Origin of the sequence: Sphingobium sp. TKS, from assembly GCF_001563265.1 — a bacterium.
Lineage (GTDB): Bacteria > Pseudomonadota > Alphaproteobacteria > Sphingomonadales > Sphingomonadaceae > Sphingobium.
In genome coordinates, this window is the sequence record NZ_CP005083.1 from 855,482 (window position 1) to 878,993 (window position 23,512).

20 protein-coding genes are annotated in these 23,512 nt (G+C 62.2%); 8 read left to right on the plus strand and 12 right to left on the minus strand.

The features are described from left to right. Genes traC through K426_RS04395 form a run of 8 tightly spaced genes read right to left on the minus strand, consistent with a single transcriptional unit; the run spans position 1 to position 7,587 of the window. Positions 1–2,544, minus strand: a complete 2,544-nt coding sequence (traC, locus tag K426_RS04360; RefSeq protein WP_066554239.1) for a type IV secretion system protein TraC — start codon at positions 2,542–2,544, stop codon at positions 1–3. Further along, positions 2,544–3,353: a conjugal transfer protein TraV gene (locus K426_RS04365; RefSeq protein ID WP_066554241.1), complete on the minus strand. Its 810-nt coding sequence runs from the start codon at positions 3,351–3,353 to the stop codon at positions 2,544–2,546. The genes traC and K426_RS04365 overlap by 1 nt, the downstream gene beginning before the upstream one ends. Positions 3,354–3,357: 4 nt before the next feature. Further along, a complete protein-coding gene (locus tag K426_RS04370; RefSeq protein ID WP_066554244.1) occupies positions 3,358–4,272 on the minus strand; it encodes a DsbC family protein in 915 nt (304 codons plus the stop codon). Then, a complete protein-coding gene (locus tag K426_RS04375) occupies positions 4,269–5,609 on the minus strand; it encodes a TrbI/VirB10 family protein (RefSeq protein WP_066554247.1) in 1,341 nt (446 codons plus the stop codon). Before K426_RS04375 ends, K426_RS04370 begins: the two co-directional genes overlap by 4 nt. Continuing rightward, on the minus strand, positions 5,602–6,360 hold the full coding sequence (locus tag K426_RS04380; RefSeq protein WP_066554249.1) for a type-F conjugative transfer system secretin TraK: 759 nt from the start codon (positions 6,358–6,360) through the stop codon (positions 5,602–5,604). The genes K426_RS04375 and K426_RS04380 overlap by 8 nt, the downstream gene beginning before the upstream one ends. Further along, complete coding sequence (locus tag K426_RS04385) at positions 6,360–6,932, minus strand: type IV conjugative transfer system protein TraE (protein WP_066554251.1); 573 nt, start codon at positions 6,930–6,932, stop codon at positions 6,360–6,362. The genes K426_RS04380 and K426_RS04385 overlap by 1 nt, the downstream gene beginning before the upstream one ends. An 11-nt stretch (positions 6,933–6,943) precedes the next feature. Then, complete coding sequence (traL, locus tag K426_RS04390; RefSeq protein WP_020819170.1) at positions 6,944–7,231, minus strand: type IV conjugative transfer system protein TraL; 288 nt, start codon at positions 7,229–7,231, stop codon at positions 6,944–6,946. A gap of 26 nt (positions 7,232–7,257) precedes the next feature. After that, the gene (locus tag K426_RS04395; protein ID WP_011445803.1) at positions 7,258–7,587 is read right to left on the minus strand and encodes a hypothetical protein; all 330 of its coding nucleotides are present in this window, start codon (positions 7,585–7,587) and stop codon (positions 7,258–7,260) included. A gap of 350 nt (positions 7,588–7,937) precedes the next feature. Between K426_RS04395 and K426_RS04400 the strand changes: the two genes are divergently transcribed. From K426_RS04400 to K426_RS04410, 3 genes are read left to right on the plus strand one after another with little or no spacing between them, the layout of a single operon-like run. Beyond that, positions 7,938–8,399 (plus strand): hypothetical protein, encoded by a 462-nt coding sequence (locus K426_RS04400; RefSeq protein ID WP_030089677.1) that lies wholly within the window; start codon positions 7,938–7,940, stop codon positions 8,397–8,399. A 45-nt stretch (positions 8,400–8,444) separates the two neighbouring features. Then, positions 8,445–8,684, plus strand: coding sequence for an AlpA family phage regulatory protein (locus K426_RS04405; protein WP_237229944.1), 240 nt, complete (start codon positions 8,445–8,447; stop codon positions 8,682–8,684). Positions 8,685–8,732: 48 nt separating this feature from the next. Next, a complete protein-coding gene (locus K426_RS04410) occupies positions 8,733–9,425 on the plus strand; it encodes a HEPN domain-containing protein (protein WP_066554256.1) in 693 nt (230 codons plus the stop codon). A 21-nt stretch (positions 9,426–9,446) separates the two neighbouring features. Here the strand turns inward: K426_RS04410 and K426_RS04415 are convergent, their stop codons facing one another. Next, positions 9,447–11,522 (minus strand): AAA family ATPase, encoded by a 2,076-nt coding sequence (locus K426_RS04415; protein WP_066554258.1) that lies wholly within the window; start codon positions 11,520–11,522, stop codon positions 9,447–9,449. 68 nt (positions 11,523–11,590) lie between these two features. On the opposite strand from K426_RS04415, the gene K426_RS04420 reads away from it, so the two are divergent. The 4 genes from K426_RS04420 to K426_RS04435 are packed head-to-tail and all read left to right on the plus strand — an operon-like array spanning position 11,591 to position 19,301. Next, positions 11,591–12,619 carry a helix-turn-helix transcriptional regulator gene (locus tag K426_RS04420; RefSeq protein WP_237229945.1) on the plus strand — a complete coding sequence of 343 codons (1,029 nt, stop codon included), beginning with the start codon at positions 11,591–11,593 and terminating at the stop codon, positions 12,617–12,619. 57 nt (positions 12,620–12,676) lie between these two features. Beyond that, positions 12,677–15,391 carry a PD-(D/E)XK nuclease family protein gene (locus tag K426_RS04425; RefSeq protein ID WP_066554263.1) on the plus strand — a complete coding sequence of 905 codons (2,715 nt, stop codon included), beginning with the start codon at positions 12,677–12,679 and terminating at the stop codon, positions 15,389–15,391. Then, a complete protein-coding gene (locus K426_RS04430; protein ID WP_066554265.1) occupies positions 15,384–18,557 on the plus strand; it encodes a UvrD-helicase domain-containing protein in 3,174 nt (1,057 codons plus the stop codon). Before K426_RS04425 ends, K426_RS04430 begins: the two co-directional genes overlap by 8 nt. A 39-nt stretch (positions 18,558–18,596) precedes the next feature. Further along, positions 18,597–19,301, plus strand: coding sequence for a hypothetical protein (locus K426_RS04435; protein WP_145907182.1), 705 nt, complete (start codon positions 18,597–18,599; stop codon positions 19,299–19,301). A gap of 91 nt (positions 19,302–19,392) precedes the next feature. Here K426_RS04435 and istB read toward each other — a convergent pair whose 3' ends face one another. The 3 genes from istB to K426_RS04450 are packed head-to-tail and all read right to left on the minus strand — an operon-like array spanning position 19,393 to position 22,892. Beyond that, the gene (gene istB / locus K426_RS04440) at positions 19,393–20,121 is read right to left on the minus strand and encodes an IS21-like element helper ATPase IstB (RefSeq protein ID WP_066110604.1); all 729 of its coding nucleotides are present in this window, start codon (positions 20,119–20,121) and stop codon (positions 19,393–19,395) included. Then, entirely contained in the window at positions 20,108–21,622 is a 1,515-nt protein-coding gene (gene istA, locus K426_RS04445; protein ID WP_066554198.1) for an IS21 family transposase, read from the minus strand. Before istA ends, istB begins: the two co-directional genes overlap by 14 nt. A gap of 55 nt (positions 21,623–21,677) precedes the next feature. Then, positions 21,678–22,892 (minus strand): IS256-like element ISSpma2 family transposase, encoded by a 1,215-nt coding sequence (locus tag K426_RS04450; protein WP_006954973.1) that lies wholly within the window; start codon positions 22,890–22,892, stop codon positions 21,678–21,680. 86 nt (positions 22,893–22,978) lie between these two features. Between K426_RS04450 and K426_RS32420 the strand changes: the two genes are divergently transcribed. Then, the gene (locus tag K426_RS32420; RefSeq protein WP_237229946.1) at positions 22,979–23,353 is read left to right on the plus strand and encodes an ADP-ribosylglycohydrolase family protein; all 375 of its coding nucleotides are present in this window, start codon (positions 22,979–22,981) and stop codon (positions 23,351–23,353) included. Positions 23,354–23,512 lie beyond the last annotated feature (159 nt).

Here is a 23,512-nt window from a genome sequence, read left to right on the forward strand (position 1 = left end):
TCAGCGGTTGGGATGAGCGATGCGCTCGATGGCATCGGCGAGCTGGTGGCCGCGCGCGATCTCGGCATCGATGGCGGCGAAGGTCTGGGGCGAACTCGAGAAGAGCGTTGCCGAATAGTCGTCGAGCACGAGCCGCCCGATCGCCTCGGTCTCCGGTCCTTTGATGAACACCTCGGAATAGTCGCTGCCGGAGCGCTTGAGGCTGCGGATCAGCGTCTCGGTGCGATCGTCCATGTCGAGGCGCTTGCTCGCCTTGAAATCGGCGATCGTCTCCGGCTTCTGCTGCAGGATCAGCATCCAGTCGCTGTTCTCGAGCGCTGCCGTCGCCCCGTCGGACTTGTAGTAGTCGTTGAGCGACTGGGTGGCGGTCGCAAGCGCGCCGCCATACTTGCGGCAGGTGCGGGCATAGGTTTCGACGAATTCACCCATCGAACCGCCCTTCAGCATCGACCAGGCTTCATCGATCAGCAGGAGTTTGCGCAGCGACCGCGGGCTGCGCGTCATCGCCTGGCTGGTCATGAACATGATCGCGGAGAGCACCACGCTGCGCAGGTCTTCCCGGCTCGCGAGGTCGGACATCTCGAAGACGGTGAAGTCTGCATCGAGGTCGAGACTGGCCTGGCCTTCGAAGAAGGCGCCGTAGGTTCCGCCAGCCATGTAGGGGGCAAGCGCAGTCGCAATGTCTGCGGCCGTGTCATGGCCGAGATTAGCCAAAATCTCGCCGACGGTGGTGACTGTGGCCGCCGCGCCATGTTCCGTCCAGACGAGGTTGACCGCCCGGTCGATCAGCCCGCGCTCGGTATCGGTCAGCTTCGCGCTGTGGCGGGCCATTTGCCCGACGATCGCCTTGATCATCCCGAAGCAGTCGAGGCGGTAATCTTCGTCCTCGGCGGCGCGCGTTCCGTCGATCATCGAGAAGGGGTTGAGGCAGAAGCCCGCTTTCATCGTGAACTCGACAAAGCGACCGCCCTGCAGCTTGACCGAGTGCTCGAAGCTGCGGCCATCGTCGATCACGACAACCTGTGCGCCGGCGCCGCGCAGCGCGGCGCACATCTCCTGGAGCAGCACCGACTTGCCCGATCCCGACTTGCCGCAGATCGCAACATTGTGGTTGCCGGCCTCGTTCTCGAACGGCGACCAGAAGAAGGGCTGGCCGCGCCGCCCGACGAAAAGCAGGTGGGGGTGGGCGCTGCCGAGATACTCGCCCTGCATGGGCGCGATATTGGCTGCGGTCGTCGACAACACGGTCTTGAACCGCTTCAGCCTTTCCATGTCGGCGCCGAGCCCGTCAGCCAGGGTGAGCGGCATCGCGGCGAGCAATCCCTGGATCTGGAGGTAGCGCTCGTCGGTAAGGTCCCAACCCGCCGCCTTGTAGATTGATTTGATCGCGCGTTCGTGGCGGTCGCCCTGGCCCAGCGGTGAATAGGTCGTGACACCGTAGAAGACCCGAACGAGCCGGCGGCCTTCCTGGAGCTCGGCCTGCACATGCTGCCACTCAGCCGCCTGTTCCCCGATCCGCGGCAGAAACCGGGCGCTGCGGGTTCCGGCGAGGCTGGTTGTCCGCATGAACTTGAACCCGGCTTTCGCCGAAGCCGCCTCCTGGTCCGGATAGACGAGACAGAGAATGGTGGCGGCCGGGCAGGGAAAACGCAGCTTGTCGGTGAAAAGGTCGCCGATCAGCCGCGCGCATTCCCACGGAGCCCAGCGCGATGGCATATTGCGTACGGCAAAATGCCGGACATCGAAGGCATCGGGATAGACGGTCCCGATTTCGGGCACGCCGTCATTGACCCTGCCAGTGGGGCGGAAACGCTCGGTCACGAGCCGCATGCGGTCTTCAGCCACCACCAGTTCGATGTCGTGGCGGATCGCCTGGGAGGCGATCGAATCGTTCGGGTTGTAGGGCACCGCATCGTCCTGCGGGGCGGTGGTAGGCGAAGTCAGATCATCGATGACAGCGATGAGCGCTTCCGGCCCGACTTCGACCACGCCGAGATTGAGCGACTTGAGCATCGCCACCAGGCCATCGCGGGTCTGCTTGAGATCCTCATTGCTGACCGACTTGGACGTCGGCACCCCGACCGAGACGATGACCTGGTGATGCCGCGCATGGAAGGGCGCGTCCGGCGAGCCGGACTCCCAGACGAGCGAATAGAGCCGCCGCGCCCGGTGCCGGGCAATCGCCTCGTACACCCCGCCCTGGATGTATCGTGGGGCGAACCACGGGGCGATGATCCTACTGATGCGCGGGCTTGCAAGGTGGAGTACCTGAAGGCAGGCGCCTGCTGGCAGTCCTTCCGAGAAGAACTGTCCCAGGATTTCCCCGGTGCGCTCGTCGGCTCCGATCAGCGGCGTAACCGAAAGGACAAAGCCCTTCGAGCGTGCGTTGAAGTAAAGGCGGGTTGCCGGATCGTAGACCCGGTAGGGGAGCCAGTCGGAGAGCATGTCGACCATGAGCTGCGGGCGGGCTCTGTCGGCGTGCTCGGCATCACCCAGCAATCCACTGAGCAGCCGATCGACGACGGTCTTGAGTTGTTCGGCCATCACTTGGGCTCCTTGGGCTGCGAGGTGCTGACGATGGGCTGTTCGCCGGTTCTGACTGCCGGGCGGATTGCAGCTTTCGCGGCTTCAATCGCCGCTGCGCTCGGGAACAGCGGAGCGCTCTGCCCCGCCTCAGGCCGAGGGGCTCGATCACGCGGGGGAGGCGACGTGTCGAACCCCTCGACCGCCGGTGTCTTGGCACCGGCAACGGCCTCGCGCGCCGTGGAGGGGAGGACCAGCGGCGAGGCATCTGAAGTTTCAGTGAGCAAATTGGGGGCTTCCGCGGCCAGGGGTTGCTCGGCCCCGGTTTCGGCAGTGCCGGCAGACGTGAAGGGCGACAGGTCGTCAGCAACGTCCGTGTGTTGGTCCGCCCCGTCTTGCGATGCGACTGCCTGAGCAGCCTTCAGTTGCCGACGCACCTGGCGCATCAGGGATCCGCCCTGATCCTCGCCCGCCTTGCGGCGCAGCTCGGTGGCCCAGCGCGGATTTTCGACGACGGTCCAGGCGACCGCTTCGTCATGCAGCGTTCCAGCTTCATCGACATGAGCGGGGAAGACGACGCGCAAGGTGCGTTCCGCTGTGCGGCTGGTGTCGGCATCCACGACGCCTGACCTCTGCCGCGCGTCAGCATGGAGCAGCGCGCCGTTCGACAGATTGTCCGTCGCCTTGGCATCGATGATGTGAGCCGGTGCGCAGTCGCCCTTCGGCGCGCGGCAGGTGAAATCGCCCTCGACGTTGGTGCCGAACGTGGCGCAGCCACTGGCAAGACCAGCCAGACAGGCGCAGGCAAGGAGACGTGTCGGAAAACGCATGGGTCTATCCTTTGGGAGCAGGGGTGGGGGCCAGGGAGGGGCCAGCGCGCAGGAAGTCCCGGAGCACAGCGGCAGGCCGGAAGCCTTCGAGAACGGCGCCATCGGCGGGGCGCACGATCACAGGGGTGCCGCCAAAACCGTGGGCCCGCGCGAAGGCCTCGTTGGCATCGAGCCCGCTCGTGTCGCAGGGTTTGGGATTGGCGAGCGCCAGACCCGAATAGGCCATATGCAGCGCCAGCTCAGGCCGCGGCGAGCACAGCACCCGTTCGGCATCGCGCCGGCTTTCCGCCCCGAAGATCGAGATCGGCCGCTCTTCAACCCGCGCCCCGATCGCCTTCAATTCGGCCTCGAGCTTCTTGCAATAGCCGCAGTGGAAGTCTGAAAAGACGACGACACGTGGACCATCGGCCGGTCCCCAGGTGATGGCGCCTTTGGCGGGAAGCTTGCCGAGCGGGACATGTCGCGGTGCCGCGTTTCGATCTGAAGCTGCGGCTGCGCTCGGGCCGCCTTCCGCTTGCGTCTCGGGATTGCTGCGCCGCGCTGCCCCCGCTGCCAACAAGTCCGGATTGAGGGCAAGCAAGCGGGCAGCCGTCAGATCCTGACGGGCTTCCATGTCGTAGACCCGGCCGATCACCAGATACTTTGCGGCCCGATCGACGTAAAAGAGCGTCGATTTGGAAGCGACCTCGCACAGGCCGCCAAGGCCCTTACAGTTGATCGCGTCGATCGGCGTCTTGGGCAGGCGCAGCTTGAGCGCCTCTCGAACCTTCGCCGTGTCCGGAGCGGCAGCAGGGGCAGCAAGGCTTGCCACACCCCATCCCGTCGCGGCCGACACGGCGATGATCGCCGCCAGTCCGGCGCTGGCACGCAACCAGCGGCGCCGACGATTGTCCTGCTCGAGGAGAGTATTTTCAATCATTGGGAGTTCCTCACGTAGACGCCGTCGAGGAACACGATCTCGACATCGATGCCGGTCGGCATCTCGACGACAGGTTGGTACTGTTCGGCGCGCTCGATCAGGTATTTGCTGACCGTGTCGGCCGCATCGGCGGCACCCTGGCCAAGCCCGCCGCCGAGAATGTCGCCCGCCGATAGCTTGGAGCGACTGCCGTCGGGGTTGGTCGTGACGCCGGAAAAGACGCTGTTGGCATTGGCCGAGAAGCCGCGCCCAAAGCCGCCGACGATCCCGGCCAGCAGGGCCTGGCTGACAAGGCTGCCTTCGCGGCTTACGACACGGCCGCGGACCCCGGACTTGCCAGCGAAGCTGATGAAGCCTTTGACCTCGCTCACTGCGACCCTGCCGCCAGGCTGATCGCAGGTCATGCGGGCGAGCTTCACATAGACCTTCTCACTGCTGAGATCCCCGCGTGCCGCGCCGTTGACAACGCAGCCCTGGATCCGGGTGGTCAGAACCTTTCCGTTCTGCATGACCGAACGAGCAGGGCCGGTAATCCGAAGCACCACAGGCAGCGGATCGTTCTGGCTGGCGACGCCTGCCGAGGCATCGACGCCGACGATTACGCGTGCCGGCGCGTAGGAGTTGGGCGGCAGGTAATCAGGCGAATCCTCGACGACGACCGGTGGCGCATCTGGCCTGCCCACACGGAGGCCATTGGTCGCTGCCTTGTCGGAGCTGAAGCTCATCAGCTTCACCTCGCCAGGCGAAGGGATCATGCCGCCCTGCGGATCGCCTGCTGCGGCGCCGGTACTGGTTTGGGGTGACCGGGCCCTTGCGTCATAGCCGCCTGCCTGCGGCCCATAAGCCGGTGGCGGTACAGCCGGTGCCGGTGATGCAGGCTGCGCGGCAAGCCGGGTCTTGAGCTCGGCGTTCTCTGCCGAGATAGCATCGATCGCAGCCTGTCCGTCGACACGCATGGCCTGGTTCTCGGCTTTGAGAGCCGCCAGCTGCGCTTCGATCTCGCTTCGCGGGATGCTGCCGTCTTTCAGCGCCTTCTGTTCGCGCGTGACCGCATCCAGCCGGTTGCCATAAGTCGCGACGAACTCGCGCTGGGATAGGTCGCGGTTGACCAGGCCTGCCGTGTCGATCGTCTGCGCCGCATTGGGATCGCCGGTCTTGGCCTTGTCGTCGCCGCCAAGGATGAACCAGCTTCCGCCGATGAGGGCGAGTGCTCCAAGCGACCCCAGCAGCAGCTTCTGACGGCGCGCGGTACGGGCGTTGAGCCCGGAAAGTTCGGACGATGCTGCGCTCTCGGCCTGCAAAGGGGCAGTGCCTGGCGTATGGGTTGCATCAGTCATGGCCGGTCTCCCCGCTTGCGCCGACAACAAAGGCCGTGGTGCTGGCCCCGGGTTCGAGCTTTGGCTCGGCGATCGAGACGGCGAGCGTGTCGCGCGGTGCGAGATCGCGTTCGGCGAGCGTCACGGGTTTCGCTCCGCGATTGTGGATGCGGACGACCTTCCCAGTGAGGCTGGCGCCGCGATAATCAGCGATGAGCTGGACTTCGAGATCGCCGACCCGTGCGGGTATGGCAGTCGATTGGCGGACCTCGAAACCGTCGACCGTCCGGTCATTGGCCATCGCCTGGATGAGCCTGACGGCGCTGGTCTCGATCGGGGTCTGGCTTTCCCAATCCGCCGCCCGGTTCTTCGCAATGGCGGGGTTGGTGATGAAGACCTGGGTTGCCGGAATTTGCTCAACTCGGCACGCGACCTTGTAGACAAAACCCTTCTTCGTGGTGGTGAAGAAGCTGATCGACCGTGCCGCGTAAGTTTCCGGCACCGACACATATATGTCGCCGCGCACAGGCTCGTTGGTCACTGCAAAGTCGTTGTAGGGCGTCCCGGTCGAGATCTTCGAGACGCTGGCGAACTGGTCGTCGACCAATGCGAAGCGGGTCAGCTCTCGCGCTGAAACGCTGCATTCGATCGCCGCGCCATCGGCGCCCTGTTTGAACTGGTCGGCCGCATGGGCGGATGTCGTTGCTACGGCGAGCAGCGCGGCCGCGCTCAGAAGTAGGACCCGTGCGTGGGCCGCTGGTCGGTAAGCCATCACTGGGCCTCCTTGGATTTGTCCTGTGGGGGGAGCTGCGCAAACCCGGAGAGCGCGAGGCGCAGGCCGCGGTAAGTCCAGCTGAAACGGAAGCGGCGTTCGTCACTGGCAATCACCTGCGCGCCGACGAAGGTCTTGAGCGTGCCGGTCACATCCGAGGTGAGGCCATTGGGATCGACCGTCATTGACCGGATTACGAATGCCTGGGTGACATCCGAGCCCCGCTGCTCTTCGACGATCCGGACGAGCTCGGCCTTGAGGCGGCCATAGCTTGCAGGATCAGCGAGCTTCAGGATCTCGTTCATCCAGTAATCGAGGCCTTCCGGACTGCGATTGAGAAGAACAAGGGCCGCATCGCGGGTGACGAGCTCGAGATAATCGGCCTCGACCCCGGCACTGCTCACGGTGAGCGCTTTGGGAACGGTCGGAACCAGCACCACTTCGCGGTCGCGGGTGGCGGCAAGGCTCCCGGCGACGACCAGTGCAAGGCCAAGGCCGGCACTGGTGAGCGCAAAGAGGTTCCGCTGGCGCAGCAGCGATTGCTGCCGTTCGTGGGATATGTCGGAATACATGGAAGTGCCCCTCAACCGGCGAGTAGTCGGCAGTGAGAAGGCGGCGTTGCCTTGAGGCCCAGAAATCCTGCAGGCAGATACCAGTATGCGGCGTGGGCTACCCAGGAGCTGGCGCGTCCTGCTTTTGCCTTTCGCAATGCGAACCAGGCGCCGAAGGCGACTATGATGCCGATAAAGATATGCTGGGTGAGGATCCCCCAGGTGAAGGGGGCCAGCATTCCCGCGAACTCGTCGATGGTCCAGAAGCCGATAAGCTCCGGGTCATCGAGCCGCCGAGGAATGATGTAAGGGTCTGCCATGGCGACGCCGCCTTCCCTTGCCGCGCTCAGATGACCGCGGTCACAACCGAGGTGACGATCGGAACACCCGTGCCGACACCGATGCCGACACCCACCGGAACGGCGACCTGGCCGAGCGAAAAACGCCCGGATGCCAGACCGATCAGGCCGCCAGCGAGGCTGAGGACCGTGATGATCTTGCCGCCCGAGCCTTCCAGAAAGTCGGTGAACTTCGTGAGGGCAGGGGTGAAGGTCGTGTCAGCGCCGGCATAGGCGGCGCTCGCCGCAAGCGCCGCGATTGCGACCGGGATAGCAATGTTGAGGGTCTTGCCGAGACCCTTGACGCTGGCGCGCCGGGGGAGGGTGAGAGACTGCATGTGAAGCTCCGGTTGGAGGGGTGGTCACAGCGTTCTTGCGTTCGCTGTGTGTTCCACATGCATCTAGGAAATGTTGGTAGGAAAGTGTTCAGCAGCAATACCGTCTGGAGGTGGAAGGATGCGGACGCATCTTTTCCAGCTCAACGCATAAAATCGACGATAAGGACGTAAAGTCAGAATTTTTGTGTCGGTGAAGCCCGTCACGGCAGCCGGGATTTGGCGACGACTCGGATAGAGGAACTGATTCGCCTCTAAACGAGATGTTCCATGTATGTTCTTTTCATTTTCCTACATGGGATGCTTCGCGATATGCCTGCGAATCGCATCAGTGCAGATGCAAGGAGACAGCCATGCACCATCCAACCACCGTTGCCAGACCGGCTAATCAAAGTCTGGCTCGCGTGCTCGCCCATGCGATCGATGCCGGCGGCAAACCCCGCCACAGGATTGCCAGTGAATGCGGGATGCACCGCGAGACCCTGCTTCGCGTAGCGCGTGGCGAGCGGCCTATCGGGCTCGACGAAGCGGCACTAGTGCTCGCCGCCTGTGGAGCGCACCCCCGCGCGACCATTATCCTTGCTCTTGCCGGGCAAGAAGAGCTCGCTTGCGAGTGGATGCATGGCGAGATGGGCGAATTTCTCGAAGAGTTCTTCACCAGCCTCCCAGTCCATCTTCAGCGGACCCTGGGGCGGCGGATTGAGGATCTGCGGCCTCGGTGGGCCAACGGCACCTCACAGCTCGTGGCACGAATGCTTGCCAAGCACATCGATGATTTCGTGGGCCGAGACATCACGATGTCACTGTCGCGGTAGCCTGAGAGTTCGGAGGGGACCGAACCCAAGCAAATGAGATCAACAATGCCGCATGCAACACCAGATGAAATGCACATGCCTCAACCGCCCGAAGCAGCGCCGCCGGCGAGGCTTTTACGCCTGCCGGAAGTGATCGCCCGCGTCGGACTGCGCCGCTCCGCCATCTATCAGCGTATGAGCGAGGGGCGGTTCCCGAGATCGCGATCGCTGGGGCCGAAATGCGCAGTTTGGGTTGAAGCCGAGATCGATGAATGGATCCGCGCCGTCTCCCAAATTCCAAGCTGATGTCGCTGTGATCTATTCGGTTAGGATTTCCAGCGCTAAGCTGTGCCAATGGTTTACCGTTACCCCCTTGGCAATTCTCTCCATCCCGAAGCCTTGAAAGAGAAGCAGCGCTCGCTGCGTGAAGGTTTTCAGACCCCCTTGGCACTGCGCGTTCATCGCGCGCTATCCTGGCTTCGGCGTGCGGAAGCTGAGGATCAGGACCATGACGTCCGCTTCATTCTTCTCTGGATCGGGTTCAACGCGGCCTATGCCGGTGATGTTGAGGCTTCAGCCAGTAGCTCTGCACCGGAAGGCGAACGCGGACTGTTCCAGGCTTTCTTCTCGACCTTGGTAAAGTTCGACGCGCGCCACCGGGTCTACGATGCTGTTTGGCAGCGGTTCAGTCAGGAAATACGGCTGTTGCTGGACAATCGCTATGTCTATCACCCGTTCTGGCAGCACCAGAATGGGGCCGCAGGCCACGCGGATTGGGAGCAGAAGCTTGAACGCAGCCGAACCGCGATCAAGCATGCCTTGCGCGATCATGACACCGCGCGGATCCTCTCGATCTTGTTCGATCGGCTCTATGTCCTGAGGAACCAATTGGTACATGGCGGCGCAACCTGGAACAGCGATGTCAATCGCGATCAAGTGAGGGATGGTGCCTCAATTCTGGGCTGCCTTCTGCCAATCTTCATCGATCTGATGATGGATAACCCGGAACACAGGTGGCCGATGCCGAACTATCCTGTGGTCGACTGACGCAGGTCTATTCTCTCGGTTTCATGCTGCTTCGTCCAACCGCTCTGCTCGTCGGGGTGGCGCAGTGTCCGAGTGGATGTGAAACCCCATCGTGCCCCTTGCGCGGTCGCCGCGTGCTTCAATCTCGTCACGCAGCCAGCGCACCAGGACAGCAGGATCTCGTTCCGCCAACAGATTTGCGCGGTGCGCAACAACGGCAAAGTCGCCCGGGGTTTGGCCATGGTGGATGGGCCACTCCAAAGGCCAGTCGATTCCGAATCTGGCTTTGAAAAGCTGGCTGGCCTGAGCGGGTGTCATGGCATTGAACGTGGCACGGATCGTGAAGCGGCGCTGTGTCGCCGGATCAAGGTTATCGGCCAGATTGGTCGTCGCGACGAAGGGAGTGCGGAGGTGTTCGAGCTGCACCAGCATCTCGTTGACCTGGCTGACCTCCCAGCTCCTCTGACCCACCTCGCGGCGATACAGGAAGCTGTCGACCTCGTCGATCAACAGCAGTGCGCCGCGCTCTGCCGCCCTGGCAAAGGCTTCGGCGATGTTCTGTTCGGTCTCACCTACATAGGGGCTCATGAGGTCCGAGCACCGCCGCTCTTCGATCTCCAATCCCATGACCTGGGCGAGATGCCTTGCAAAAGCGGATTTGCCAGTACCTGAAGGCCCAGACAGCAGCAGGCTCCAACCGCGGTCTGGGGTGGCGGCAAGGCGCTCAGCAAGGCGAGACAAATCCGTGTCCGCACGCGACAGATTGGGGTCGTAGACTGAGCAGCCGGACGCTTCCGGCGTGCAGGACTGTCCCAGAACGCGCATGACGCTATGGATCGCAGTCTTCGCGACATCTGCCCCGCCATTGGCAAGATGGGCAGCCTTCATACCTGCAGCCACCACGGCAGGGGGCGCTTTCAGGCAAGCAATATCGCGCAGTTCAGCATCGCTGAGGTCAACCGATGCGGCTTCAGCGGACCTTTGGGCTACTCGCTCTCGCACAGCCAGGCGCGGGCGATCGAAGCCGATCGCAAGGGTCATGCGTCGCAGGACGGCGGGGTCCAATCGCGAACGCTGGTTGACGATCCAGATCGTGGGAACCTGCGGTGCTTCGACGAGACGGTTAATCCATTGCTTGGAACTGCCTTTGCGCTCGCTCATCATCAGGACATCGTCGGCTTCATCGACGACGATGACCCTGTCGCGGTGATGACGGCACATCGCCCGCAAGATCATCAGATGATCGAGGCGCTCAGAGCGATCGGGCTCGTTGCCGAAATCGTCGCTCAAACCGGCAAAGATCGCGCCGCTTCCGGCCTCTGTGGCAAGGGTGCGCGCAAACTCGGTTTTGCCGGTGCCCGGCTCCCCGAACAGCAAGATGCTGACAGGCTCTTTGCTCGTGAGGACTTTGAGAGCGATACTCCGCAACGGATCGAGGTGCTCGAAGTCATGCCAGAGCAATCCCCCTCGCTCCGGTTCGGGCATGAGCCAGCGTAGCATCTCGTCCCGGCTTTCCGCGTGGATCCGAATGAGGCGCCTGAGCAGGGGGCTCAGGCTGTATTCTCCGTCGCGGTCGTCATGCAGAAGGCGCGAGGAAAACAGCGGTGCACCGGGCATCAGTTTTCGGTCGACGGTGTTGCCGGCGAGACCGGAGAGTTGGGCGACAGCACTCGGGGTGAGGTTGCTGCATGAGATGGGTGCCCGGCGCACGAGCTCTCGCCAGCAGTCAAATTTTCCCCAGCGGGCAAAGATGCTGAGGATGGTGACCTCAGCGGAATCGAGGCCGAACAGCTCGCCGACCCATGCAAACACGCTGTCCAACTGGGTTGGCACGGCGCGCTTCGCTGCCAATTGCCGAGCGACAGCCCGCATTTCCGCCACTGAAGGCTTTTCCCGATTGGTGAGCTTATTTAACGCAGCAACAGGCACCTCGCGGTCAATCAAGTCGATCAGATCCTCGCCGCACCGCTTGACCTGATTGACACTCAACGCCTGCAAAACGCGCGCAGCAGCGTGAGCGAAATGCGTTGCTTCACCCTGCTCGCTCTGGCTGAATTCCGCCTGTGCTGCCCTTTGACGTGCCATCTTGCGCGCAATCTCCCTGAGTTCTGGTTCCATTTGGAGATTTCAAACACAGAGGTGCGACAAATATGGTCGTATAACTTGGGGGTTGTGCGTGATGCGACTTGCGCTTGCAGGACAGGCAGTTAGCAGTGGCTGTAATGACAAAGCGCCTCAGTAACCTCGATCGTACACTCAAACTCGTGCATGCGTTGACGCAAAGCATCGAAGGCTTGTCGCTCGATGAGATGGCTGCATTGCTTGGGGTGAATCGCCGAACTGTCGAGCGACTTCGCAACGTCATACTCATTCATTTCGACTTGGACGAAGCCGTCGATGGGCGCATCAAACGATTCAGGATCAAGGATAGCCCGGGCCGGGCCTATGCTAGGCCAAACGCTGCCGAAGTCGCCGCGCTCCAGGCAGTGGTCGAAGCCGGGCGGATCGAGGGCACAGCCAACACCGAAGCGCTTGAGAAGCTGCTCTCCAAGATCAAGATCGCCTTTGACAGCGCTGAGCGGCGCCGGCTGGACAATGACCTCGATCTGCTCACCCGGTTGCAGCGATCCCGCGTTGCGGCAGGGCCAGCCGTCATCGCTTCGCCCGAGGATCTGACAACGATCCAGTCAGCGATCCTTGCCGCCCATTGTGTGGATTTTGATTATCAGCCCGATTGGGCTGCTGCGCCAGCATGGCGGCGGGTCATCCCATACGGCCTGATCCATGGCCCCATCACCTATCTGCTTGGCAAAATGCCTGACCGGGATGATCCCCCATTCACCTTTCGGCTCGATCGCATGAGCAACGTTCGAGATAGCGGGGTAGTCGGTTGCCCACCGGATGATTGGGATCTCGACGCCTGGATGTCCCGCAGCTTCGGCATCTGGCAAGAGGAAGATCACGATATTGTGCTGCGGGTCCGCCCGCATGCGGTCGAGCGAGCGCGGGCATGGCGGTTCCACCCGCATCAGCAATTCGAAGATGATGGCGAGGAGCTGCTGGTGCGATTTCGATCCGGAGGGCTCTTTGAGCTCGCCAATCACCTGTTTGGATGGGCGGGCGATTTGCTGATCGAAGGGCCAGCGGCATTGCAGGACACGATGGAGCAGCGGCTCGCGGCGGCTCAGGAAATGTTGCGACCGAAATTGTCGTAGCTAATGGGCAGAGAGCGTGTTGGGCGTGGCGTGACAGTCGTCGGGGGATTAGTTTGAATGTTTGAGAACTGCCATCTGCGGATCGGCCACGCGCCATTTGCGAGCTGCATGCCGCTCAGTCCGCAGCTCCTGGCGAGCCTCTATGCCTTGCCTCATTGTGCCGAGATGCCGCTGCGCGAGGTTCTTGAAGCGCAGAGTAAGGATGCCCCATGGGCGGAGAGTTTTACTGTCGCCCCCGAACAGACAGCCACGGCTGTTGCCGCAATGCTGCGCCATCTGATGATGGCCACGCGGGACCTCGAGCCTGGATCCATTGCGACCGCCGCCCTGGCAACTGGCCGGAGGGCGCGCACCCATATCGAGGCGCTACGGGATCTTTGGTTTGGTAATCCAGCAATCGTTCCGTCCGAACTGGCGATATTGAAGGCATTCCTCGCCTGTGAGGCAGGCGATGCGTTGCAGTCGCTTCAGGTGATCTGGGATCGGAATAGCACCCAGCTGACATCTCTCGAGCGCGCTGTGCTCGAGCATCTCGAAAGTCACTACGGCAAGCTGGACGAGGACGATATTGATTACGTCCGCCTGGTCTCGGCCCCCAAGACGTGCCGAGCGCCTGAATCGATCCTCGCCGGGCATGTCCAAAGGCATCTGCTTGATCCGTCGGCGCCAACGGTACCCATGGACGACAGCCTCGCGGTTTGTTCCGTCCGCGATGCACTCACGGAATGCGAAGCCGCCGCCGCCATCATCCAGCGCTGGCTTGCCGAGGATCGAACTTTGTCGGCGAGCGAGATCGGCATCATCCTGCCATCGGGGCCGGAGTATACGCATTACCTGTCGGAAGCCTTCGCGAATGCGGGCCTTACGGCATCATCGCTCCCTGCTGCGCCGGATCGAAGAAATGTCGGGGGTGAAGCGCTCCTGCATTTCCTGCAGTGCAGGCGGCGGCCTGCCCCCGCCATGGCGCTCGCCTCGTTATATTGTTCCCCCGTTCTGTGCTGGTCCCCGGATGTTGGATCGGCCTTGGCAAATGCGGTCATGGCCGGCGATTTTCAGCCGATGTTGATGCAAGACTTGAACGGAAAACAGGCTGCGCTCTTCTCGCTGATCCGGTCAGCGTCACCTACGACGAACGGTCAGCTCAAGGAGCAAATCCGTTCCTTCCTGAGATTGCTCAGTGAGGACGAGTTGCTTGCGTCCGATGTCGCTGAGACGAAGCAGCTGGCTTCGCGCCTTTTGGCCGCCCTCGGCAACGCCAATGATGCCGCCGGAGCGGAGCTTGAAAAGGCCATCCAATTGGCCGCAGCATACCAGGCACCGCCTTGCCCACGTGGACCTTACTACCTGGGCGGTATCTCGGTCATGTTGGCGCATGAAATGCCTAAGCGGCAGTTTCGCAAACTTCTCATCCTCGGCTTCAACGACGGTGCCTATCCGCCCCCGCCTTCGGGGAATCCGTTCTTCCTCGACAGCGAGGTTGAGGCGATCTCAAACACGATCGGCTTGCAGCTCCCGTCCCAGGCCAAGCAGCTCGATACATCGCTCGACCTTTTCGCGCGGCAGATTGGAGCCGCAAGTGACCAGGTCATATTCCTCCTGTCAGAACGCGATCGCAGCGGCAGCTTTCTCTCCGCCTCGTCAAGTTTGCCACTCATCTCCCGGCTCATCACCGGCATGGATGATCCTGAATCTTTGGTCGTACCACTCACGCATAGTGAAGGTACGATCTGGGACAGGCTGGTGGCCTGGAAGCCGCGGCCAGTGGTCGACCCCCTCGAGCCCATCGAAGTGCTAACGCACTATGAGTTTGATCTCGATCTCCTGAGCCTGCGCAAGAAGGATGATGGCACCCCGAGAGCGCAGAGCCCGAGCCGGCTTGAAAAGCTCCTCATCAGCCCGCTGGCCTGGGTCTTGGCTGAACTCGGCGCCGAGCACGTTTCGTGGCAGCCGGAAGCGCTTGACGTCATGCTGCGCGGCTCTCTCGCCCACGAGGTATTCGAACGCCTCTTCCCGCCGGGCAAGGACCACCCGTCCGACGAAGTGATCGAAGAAAAGGTGCCCGAGCTTCTTCTGGAACGCATTCGTGCAATTGCGCCGTTCCTGCAGACGTCGGCCTGGGCTGTCGAACGCAACACGCTGGAGGCGGAAATCACCAAGTCCGCCAAGCACTGGTCGATGGTACTGAAATCCCTCGACGCCGAGATCGTGGGCAACGAATTCTGGCTCTCGGGGACCCTGTTCGAGCATCCCGTACATGGCAAAGCGGATTGCCTGCTTCGCCTTCCCGATGGGCAGCCGATCGTCGTCGATTACAAAAAAAGCAGCTCCGGAACCCGCAGACAGCGCTTGCAGAAGGGCTGGGACCTGCAGGTCGATCTCTATCGGCGCATGACCGTTCGGATCGATGAGCGCAGCCACGAAGCTGTCGTTCGCATTGGCGAGACCTTGAACGGCTGGTCCAAACAGCCAGCGGTTGCCTATCACACGCTCAACGACGGCAACGTCCTTCTCAATGGCATCGAGGTGTTTGACAGCACTGATGTCGAACTCGTCGCAGGTGACATCGCCGTGAATGCACTTGCTCTGATTTCGGCGAGATTCGACGCCCTCAAGGCTGGCCGGCTCGAAACGAACACCACGGCAGACGCCAAATTCTTCCAGAAAGCCGCCGCACTTGGCACTTACGCTCTCGAAGACAGTCCGTTGATCACCGCATTCATGCGTGACGATACCGCTCCTTCTGTAATCCTCCCGGACGAACTCGATGACTGAACTTTCGATTGTGCCCGCAGGCGCCGGGGCTGGCAAAACGCACCATATCCAGGAAACCCTCACCCAATGGGTCAGGGACGGCAAGGTTCGCCCAGAGAAGATCCTCGCGGTCACCTTCACAGAAGCCGCCGCCGGGGAGTTGCGGCAGCGGATCCGGGGCGCTCTGATTGCGGACAGCAATCTGTCGGCAGCGCTGGCTGTCGAGAGAGCTTATGTCTCCACCATTCACGGGCTGGGGCGCCGATTGCTGATCGAGCACGCCTTCGCATCGGGTTCATCTCCGCAGCAGCGTCTGATCGCTGAAGACGAGCAGGACTTGCTGATCCGTCGCTCGATCGAAGAAAATCCTGCATTGAGCGAGCTTTCCCGAAACCTCGCCGCCCTTGGCTATCAAGGAAGCTTCTCCTCGGACCAAACCGCAGAGGACAGCTTCCGCAAGAAGTTGCTCGGCGTCATCGCCTTGCTGCGAACGCTCGGTCCGCGAGGCAGCGATCCGGCGATGGCCGACTTTGTCGAGGCATCCATCCGGACCGGATACGGTGCACCTATCGGCAAATCTGAGACTTTGGCTGCAGCGCTCCAGAAGACTGTCGATGCCTTGCTTCAGGCCTTTCCTCGCTCGCTCGCTGACGATGCTGGTAGTGCCACCGCCAAGACAGCATTCCGCGAGAACTTCCGCGCTCTGAAGCAGGCTCAGCAGCTGCTCGCATCCGGCGGTACAGACTGGCGGCTGTGGCAGAAGCTGCGGGGCCTGCGTCTGTCGATGCGCGGCAATCCGACCCCTGACGGCTACGACGATCTTGCATCTGCGGTCATGCTGGCGGCTGACAACCTGGTTTTTCACCCCGGACCGCTCGAGGATGCGGTTTCGCATGCGCGCGCTCTCGTCGAAGGCGCACAGTCGGCGATGACGGACTACGAGACCCGAAAACGCGAGCTCGGCGTCATCGACTTTAGCGACATGGTGACCAACGCTGCGCGGATACTCGATGAAAAGCCCGCCGTGCTTGGCGCCATCATGGACGAGGTCGACTGCGTCATTGTCGACGAGTTCCAAGACACCAACCCGATCCAGTTCACCTTTCTGTGGGCGCTGGCCCGCAAGGCCAAACGCGCCTTGATCGTCGGCGACACCAAGCAGGCGATCATGGGCTTCCAGGGCGCGGATCCGCGACTGACCATCGCCCTTACACAGCAATTTGAAACCAGCCCGCTCGACCGGAACTGGCGCTCTGATCCGCGCATCATGGCTTTTATGAACGCACTGGGGCCGTGCCTCTTCGGTGAGGACTATACGGCGCTTGCCGCGCAGAATGCCTCGGGACACGACACCGCTCTGGAGGTCATCGGGCTGGCCAACAAGCGCGGTGCCCGCTCCGGCGGAAAGCCCCAGCATTTCATCGCTGATCGTCTCCTGTCCCTGCTGACGGATGATCGGGTGACCATCGTGGACAGGCATTCCAAGGCCTTGCGCGACCTGGAGCCCCGGGATGTTGCCATCCTGTGCCCGACGCATAGCCACTGCGCGAGCTATGCCGCCGCGCTGCGGGCCCTGGGCTTGCCGGTCCGCGTTGCAGAAGGAGGCTGGTGGCAAAGCAAGATCGTTCAGGCAGCATGCTTCGCGCTTCGTTTCGCCGTCGATCCGGCAGACAACCATGCAGCGATCTGCACCGCAACGCTCGGCCCGGGCGCAACGCCGCTCGGCGATGCTCTTGGCGCTCTGGCCCGGGACGGCCGGATCGAGACACCAGAACTCATGGCATTGCAGGGACTTTGGCCTGACTCGCTTGCGACGCCGGTGGACAGACTGGTCCATCGGGTGATCCAGGTTGCCGGGCTGCGAGACTGGTGCGACCGGCTTGACGATCCCGCCCAAATGAGAGCGGACCTTCTTCGCTTCGAGGCTGAAGCGGCGGCATTCTTGGATGCACACCGGGATATGCGCGAAGCCTCAGGTTTCTATGGCCAGAGTGCCAACGTTTTCCTTGGGTGGCTCGAGAACAAGGTCGGCTTGAAGGGTGAGGATCTCCGTCCGAATCCCGCTGGCGCGGAGGCCGATGGCATCGAGATTGTAACCTGGCACGCCTCGAAGGGGCGGGAGTGGCCGGTCGTGGTCGTTTGCGGCCTCGATCACAAACTCGACCCGCGCGCCGGCACATTCAGCACAAAGTTTCCAGATTTCGACGATCTCGATCATGTGATCGAACAGGCGACACTTGCCTATGCGCCTGATTTTGCTGCTCCCGAAGCGACAGCTCGCTTTCTAGACGGACTGTATCCCGAGTGCGAGGAAACAGCGCGCCGATTGCTTTACGTCGCTCTGACCCGTGCGCGTAATCGCCTGATCATCGAATGGCCGCAGGACGACGACAAGGTTGAGCCGCCACTACCGATCACGGCGCGCCGTCTTTTGAACGACGGCTGTGGCATCAAGTTGCAGGGCAATCAGATCACTGTCGGGGCGGCGCACTTCCCGTCGCGCATGACGATTTGTGGCAAGGAGATCCCAGCGTCGTTCGACAGGGAGGACAGAGTTCGCCTTGAGAGCAACGATCGAGAACCCAGATTTGCCATTGAAAGGCGAGCTATCGGCCTCATTACCCCAGTCATCAGTCCTTCGCAGGCAATGGCCACCACTCGGCCGCTGCCTTTGCAAATTGAGACCCGGCCGATTTCAGCGGGTGTCCGGCTCACCGGATCGGATCTCGCACAGGCAACGGATAAGGGAACTGCAGTCCACGAGGCATTGCGGATTTTGCTATGCAGGCCGGATCTGCGGCACAGGGTGGGCCAGCATTGTCGGATCGCCGTGGCTGAAGTCGAGCTGCTCGCGCAACAGGCGCAAGCTCTCCGGCAGACTCTCACTGAGCTTGGTTATTCGCGCCTGCATATCGAACAGCCAATCGACATCGCTTTGTCTGATGGCGGACGCCAAATCATCATCCTCGACCTTATCGCTGAAGGTCCAAACGGCATCATCATCGTCGATCACAAAAGTGGGGCGGTGGCAGACCATGCAAAGCGCTTCGAAAGCTACTGGCCGCAGTTGGCAGCCTACATCGATGCGGTCGGTACCAAGGGTGAAAAGGCCGTTGATGGTGCTGCCGTTTTTTGGACGGAAACCGGCGAGCTGACCATCGGAAGGGATTGCCTGCCGAATGCTTGAAGCTTGAACTGCGGGCAGGTTGTTTGGGAAGCCGTCACCATGATAAGCGCCTCTGATTTTCAGTTACACTTTGACCGGTTCCAGCAGCTGATCACTGCGGAGAGCAAGGGGCATCCCTTCATCGATTTCGCGGAAGGGAAAATCGCTGCCTGGGAAGGCTATAAGCCAACTTTGCGTAACGCTGCCCTTGGAAAGCTATCCCTCGATGCCTGGTCGCGCGAGACCATCGGGTCTGGTGCGATCGTTCAGCATGCCATCGACAGTATCGAGATACAGGACAACAAGGCAAATTTGGTCAACAACCTTGTCTTTTGGCAAAACCGATTTGGGCATGCCAATCGAGATCATCGCGTCCTTCTCGAAGCCCGGACTAACCGCGGTTTGAAGGAAGCGCTCGATACACTTTTCTACGAACTCTATCTGGGAGATCGTGCAGAAGGCGCGGTCTTCGAGGAGCTGGCCGAACTCACCGGGCGCAAATACCCGCTGATAGCCTATCTCTACTTCCTGAAGGACATGAACCGCTTCATGCCCATTCAGCCAACGGGTTTTGATCGCGCTTTTGCGGCCATGAACTTAGAGTTTGCGACGCGGCAGCAGTGCTCCTGGGAAAACTACAAGGCGTTCAATGAGATTCTGTTGCAGCTCGTTCCGCTAATTGAGGAAGCTTGTCAATCGGCGTTCAATCGGGACCCCCTATCGGCGCGCAAAAGGGACCCCCTTGCTGAGATGTTGGGTGGTTGATGCTGGGCGCGGTTTTCGCGCTGCTGGCGGCGTAGGGAGGGCGTAGCCCGACCGGAGGCGTCAGCAGCGCGAAGGCGGTTTTCTGGCTGGGTCAGCTGCGGTTTTTGAAGCGCCAGCTGTCGTTGCCTGTCTCGACGATATCGCAATGGTGGGTGATGCGGTCGAGCAGCGCGGTGGTCATCTTGGGATCGCCGAACACGGTGGGCCACTCGCCGAAGGCGAGGTTGGTGGTGATGATGACCGAGGTCTGCTCGTAGAGCTTGCTGATCAGGTGGAACAAGAGCTGCCCGCCGGATCGGGCGAACGGCAGATAGCCCAGTTCATCGAGCACCACGAGATCAAGCCGGCTGAGCTGCGCGGCGATGGCGCCGGCCTTGCCGATGCGGGCTTCTTCCTCGAGCCTGGTGACGAGATCGACCGTGTTGAAGTAGCGCCCGCGGGCCCCGGCACGCACGACGCTGGCGGTGATCGCAGTGGCCAGATGGGTCTTGCCGGTCCCTGTGCCGCCGATGAGCACGATGTTGCGGCGACCGGGTAGGAACGAACCTGCGTGCAGGGAGCGCACCAGCTCTTCGTTGATCGGGGTGCCCTCGAACGCGAAGGCGTCGAGGTCCTTGATTACCGGCAGCTTGGCTGCGGTCATGCGGTAGCGGATCGAGGCGGCATGACGATGCGCGGCTTCGGCGCGCAGCAGGTCGGTCAGGATCTCGTGGGTCGTGCGCTTGCGCTGCAACCCGGTGGTGACCGCCTCGTCGAAGGCTCCTGCCATGCCCTTGAGGCCGAGTGAGCGCATCGCCTCGATCATCTCATGCCGCTGCATGGAGGCCTCGCACCGTATCGTAGCGCGCGCAGTCCGCGATCGGCGGGTGGCTGAGCTTGAGATCGGCGACCACATCCAGGGGGCGCTCGGATGGCGGGTCCCGGTATCGGGCCAGGATGTTGAGGATCACCTCGTCGCTGACGGCACCGCTATCAAGCGCCTCCCGGATCGCGGCCTCGACCGCTTCCAGGCCATCGGTCATTACCGATGCCAGCACGCGCACGAAGCGGCGGTCGGCGTCATCACCGCCGCCCAGCTTGCGCCGCAACCGCGTCAGTGCCGGTGGCAGGTCCCACCCCTGGAAGGGTGCGCCGTTCCGCAAGGCCCCAGGCTTGTGCGCCAGCACTGGCAGGTAATGCCAGGGATTATAGATCGTCCGGTCGCGGCCGAAGTGCCGGGCATGCTCGGCGATTACCTCGTCGCCTAGGCGCACGACGATGCGGTCGGCATAGGCGCGGACCTGAACGGCCCGCCGCGCCGCCTTGGCCATGACCGAGTAGCGGTTGCGGTCGAAGCTGATCAGGCACGTGCCGGTCACGGCATGGGTGGTCTCGTGGAAGCCGTCGAAGGGCGCCAGCATCGGCTGCAGGGCTGGCCGCTCGAGCTCCAGCGCCTCGGCGACGGTCAGCTCCTTCTGCTCGGGATGGGCGTGCGTTGCGGCCCAGCGCAGGCACTCAGCTTCCAGCCACCCGTTGAGCTCCTCGATGCTGGCAAAGCGCAGGCGAGGCTGGAAGAAGCGGCCCCGGATGGTCTGCACCTGGTGTTCAACCTGACCCTTCTCCCATCCCGCAGCCGGCGAGCAGGCCGTGGGCTCGACCATGTAATGATCGGACATGACCAGAAAGCGGCGGTTGAACACCCGCTCCTTGCCGACGAACACGGTGGTGACCGCGGTCTTCATGTTATCGTAGATGCCGCGCAGGGGAACGCCGCCGAAGAAGGCAAAGCCGCGCGCATGGGCGTCGAACACCATCTCCTGCGTCTCGCGCGGATAGGCCCTGACGTAGACCGCGCGCGACGCGCACAACCGCATCTGCGCCACCTTCACCCGCATCGGCTTGCCCGCGATCTCCACATCCTCGTGGCTCCAGTCGAACTGGTAGGCCTCGCCTGGCTTGAACATGAGCGGGATGAACGCGGGCGCCCCATCACCCGCATCCTTGCGCCGCGCTTGTGTCCAGCGCCGGGCGTAGCGCCGGACCGCGTCGTAGGATCCCTCGAACCCCTCACGGCAAAGCAGGTCATGGATCCGCGTCATGCGCAGCCGGTCACGCCGGTGCCGGGCCTCGTTCTCCGTCAGCAGCACGTCGAGCCGCTCCTGGAACGGCCCAAGCCGGGGCAGGGGTTGAACCGTGCGGCGATAATCGAACGCGCCTTCCGGCGCCCGGATCGCCTTGCGAACCACCTTGCGCGACAGCCGCAGATCGCGCGCAATCGCCTTGATCGCCTTCCCGCTCGCGTGCTCCCGCCGTATCCGAACAACCGTCTCCACCACCAACATCCCGAGGTCGCGTCCGTCAAGGTGGTGTAATTTCGGCTGTGGCCGTGGGCCATCGTCAGGCGGCTTTGGCGGTGATGTGTAGGGGCTGATTTTCCTCCTCGATCATGGGTTGGTTGAGTTCGGCCATGCCTTCGATCTGCATGTATCGGTGCTGGAGCTGCCACTCGTCGTTCTGCTCCATCAGCACAGCCCCGACGAGGCGGATGATGCTGTCTTCGTTCGGGAAGATTCCGACGACGTCGGCGCGGCGCTTGACCTCCTTGTTGAGCCGCTCGAGCGGATTGGTTGAGTGTAACTTCGTGCGGTGCTGGGTGGGGAAGCCGGTGTAGGCGAGCACGTCGGTTTCGGCCTCGTCCATGCAGGCGCCGAGCTTGGGCCAACGGGTGCGCAACTGGTCGGCGACCTGTCGCCAGACCTGCGTTGCGCTTTTCTGATCGGGCTGCAGGAAGACCTGGCGGATCGCGGCGGCGACGACAGTGTTCTGGCCCTTGGGCACATAGGACAGGGCATTGCGCATGAAGTGCACCCGGCAGCGCTGCCAGGTGGCGCCCATGACGCGGGTGATCGCGCCCTTGAGGCCCTCGTGAGCATCGGAGATGACCAGCTTCACGCCGGTAAGACCGCGCCGAACAAGGTCCTTCAGGAAGTCGGACCAGAAGACCTCCGCTTCCGAGGGGCCGATATGCAGGCCGACGATCTCGCGCCGGCCCTCGGTGTTGACGGCCATGGCGATTATTGCGGCAACGCTGATGATCCGCCCGCCTTCGCGTACCTTGAGATAGGTGGCATCGAGCCAGAGATACGGCCATTCGCCGGTGAGCGGGCGTTTCAGAAAGGCATGGACGCGCTCGTCAATGTCCTTGCAAAGCTTGGAGACGGTGGACTTGGAGATGCCGGTCATGCCCATGGCCTGGACGAGTTCATCGACCCGCCGGGTGCTGACCCCGCCGATCCACGCTTCCTGGATCACCGCAACCAGCGCTTTCTCGACCATCTTGCGGGGCTCAAGGAAGCCCGGAAAATAGGACCCAGCACGCAGCTTGGGGATTTTCAGGTTCAGCGTGCCTACCCGGGTATCCAGCGAACGGTCGCGATAGCCGTTGCGCCAGGTCGCGCGCTCGCTGCTGCGTTCGTGGCGACCCGCGCCGATCAGGCCATCAACGTCGGCCTCCATGATCAGCTGCAGCACGTTCTCGGCGATGGTGCGCAAAAAATCCGGTTGGCCGCCCTTTGCAGCCAGCTCTTCGATCAGTAATCTGTCCTCGGTCATCGGGAACTCCTCTTCGTCACGGTTGAAGTGTGCAAACTCCACCATAACGATGAACCCGGTGGCCACCAGCGACGCCGCATTCCGGGGTGGGGCATGCCCCACCCCGGAATACACCATCGCCTACACCGGAAATTACACCACGAGCGCGGACGCTAACCATCCCGATCTCACCACCTGGAAAACCAGGCAGCCTGCTACACCATCAGAATGAGGGGTCCCTTTTAGACGCCGATCACCCCGCTAACGGGGTCCCTTTTGCACGCCGGTCCACACTTTTGGCGGCAAACTTGGGTGACGATGCCGACACCACAGCTGCTATCACAGGCCAGTTAGCTGGAGCCCTTTATGGATCCTCGTCCATTCGGCCGTCATGGTTGGAAAAGCTGGCATGGCGCGAGGAAATAGAGGGTCTTGCTCGCAATCTGGCTTTCCCGACAACCGCGCCGCCGAGCCGGCACTGATCGATCTCAATGATCGAATCGCAGCACAGTTCACCAGTATGAGTTCGGGTGAAATCCGCGATCATCATTGCTACAAAGCACGTTTTGCTCCCGAGGCAGTTCGTCCAAACCGACTGCACTCAATCTGCGATCCGCAGAAGCAAGCTGCTTTCTGGTCCA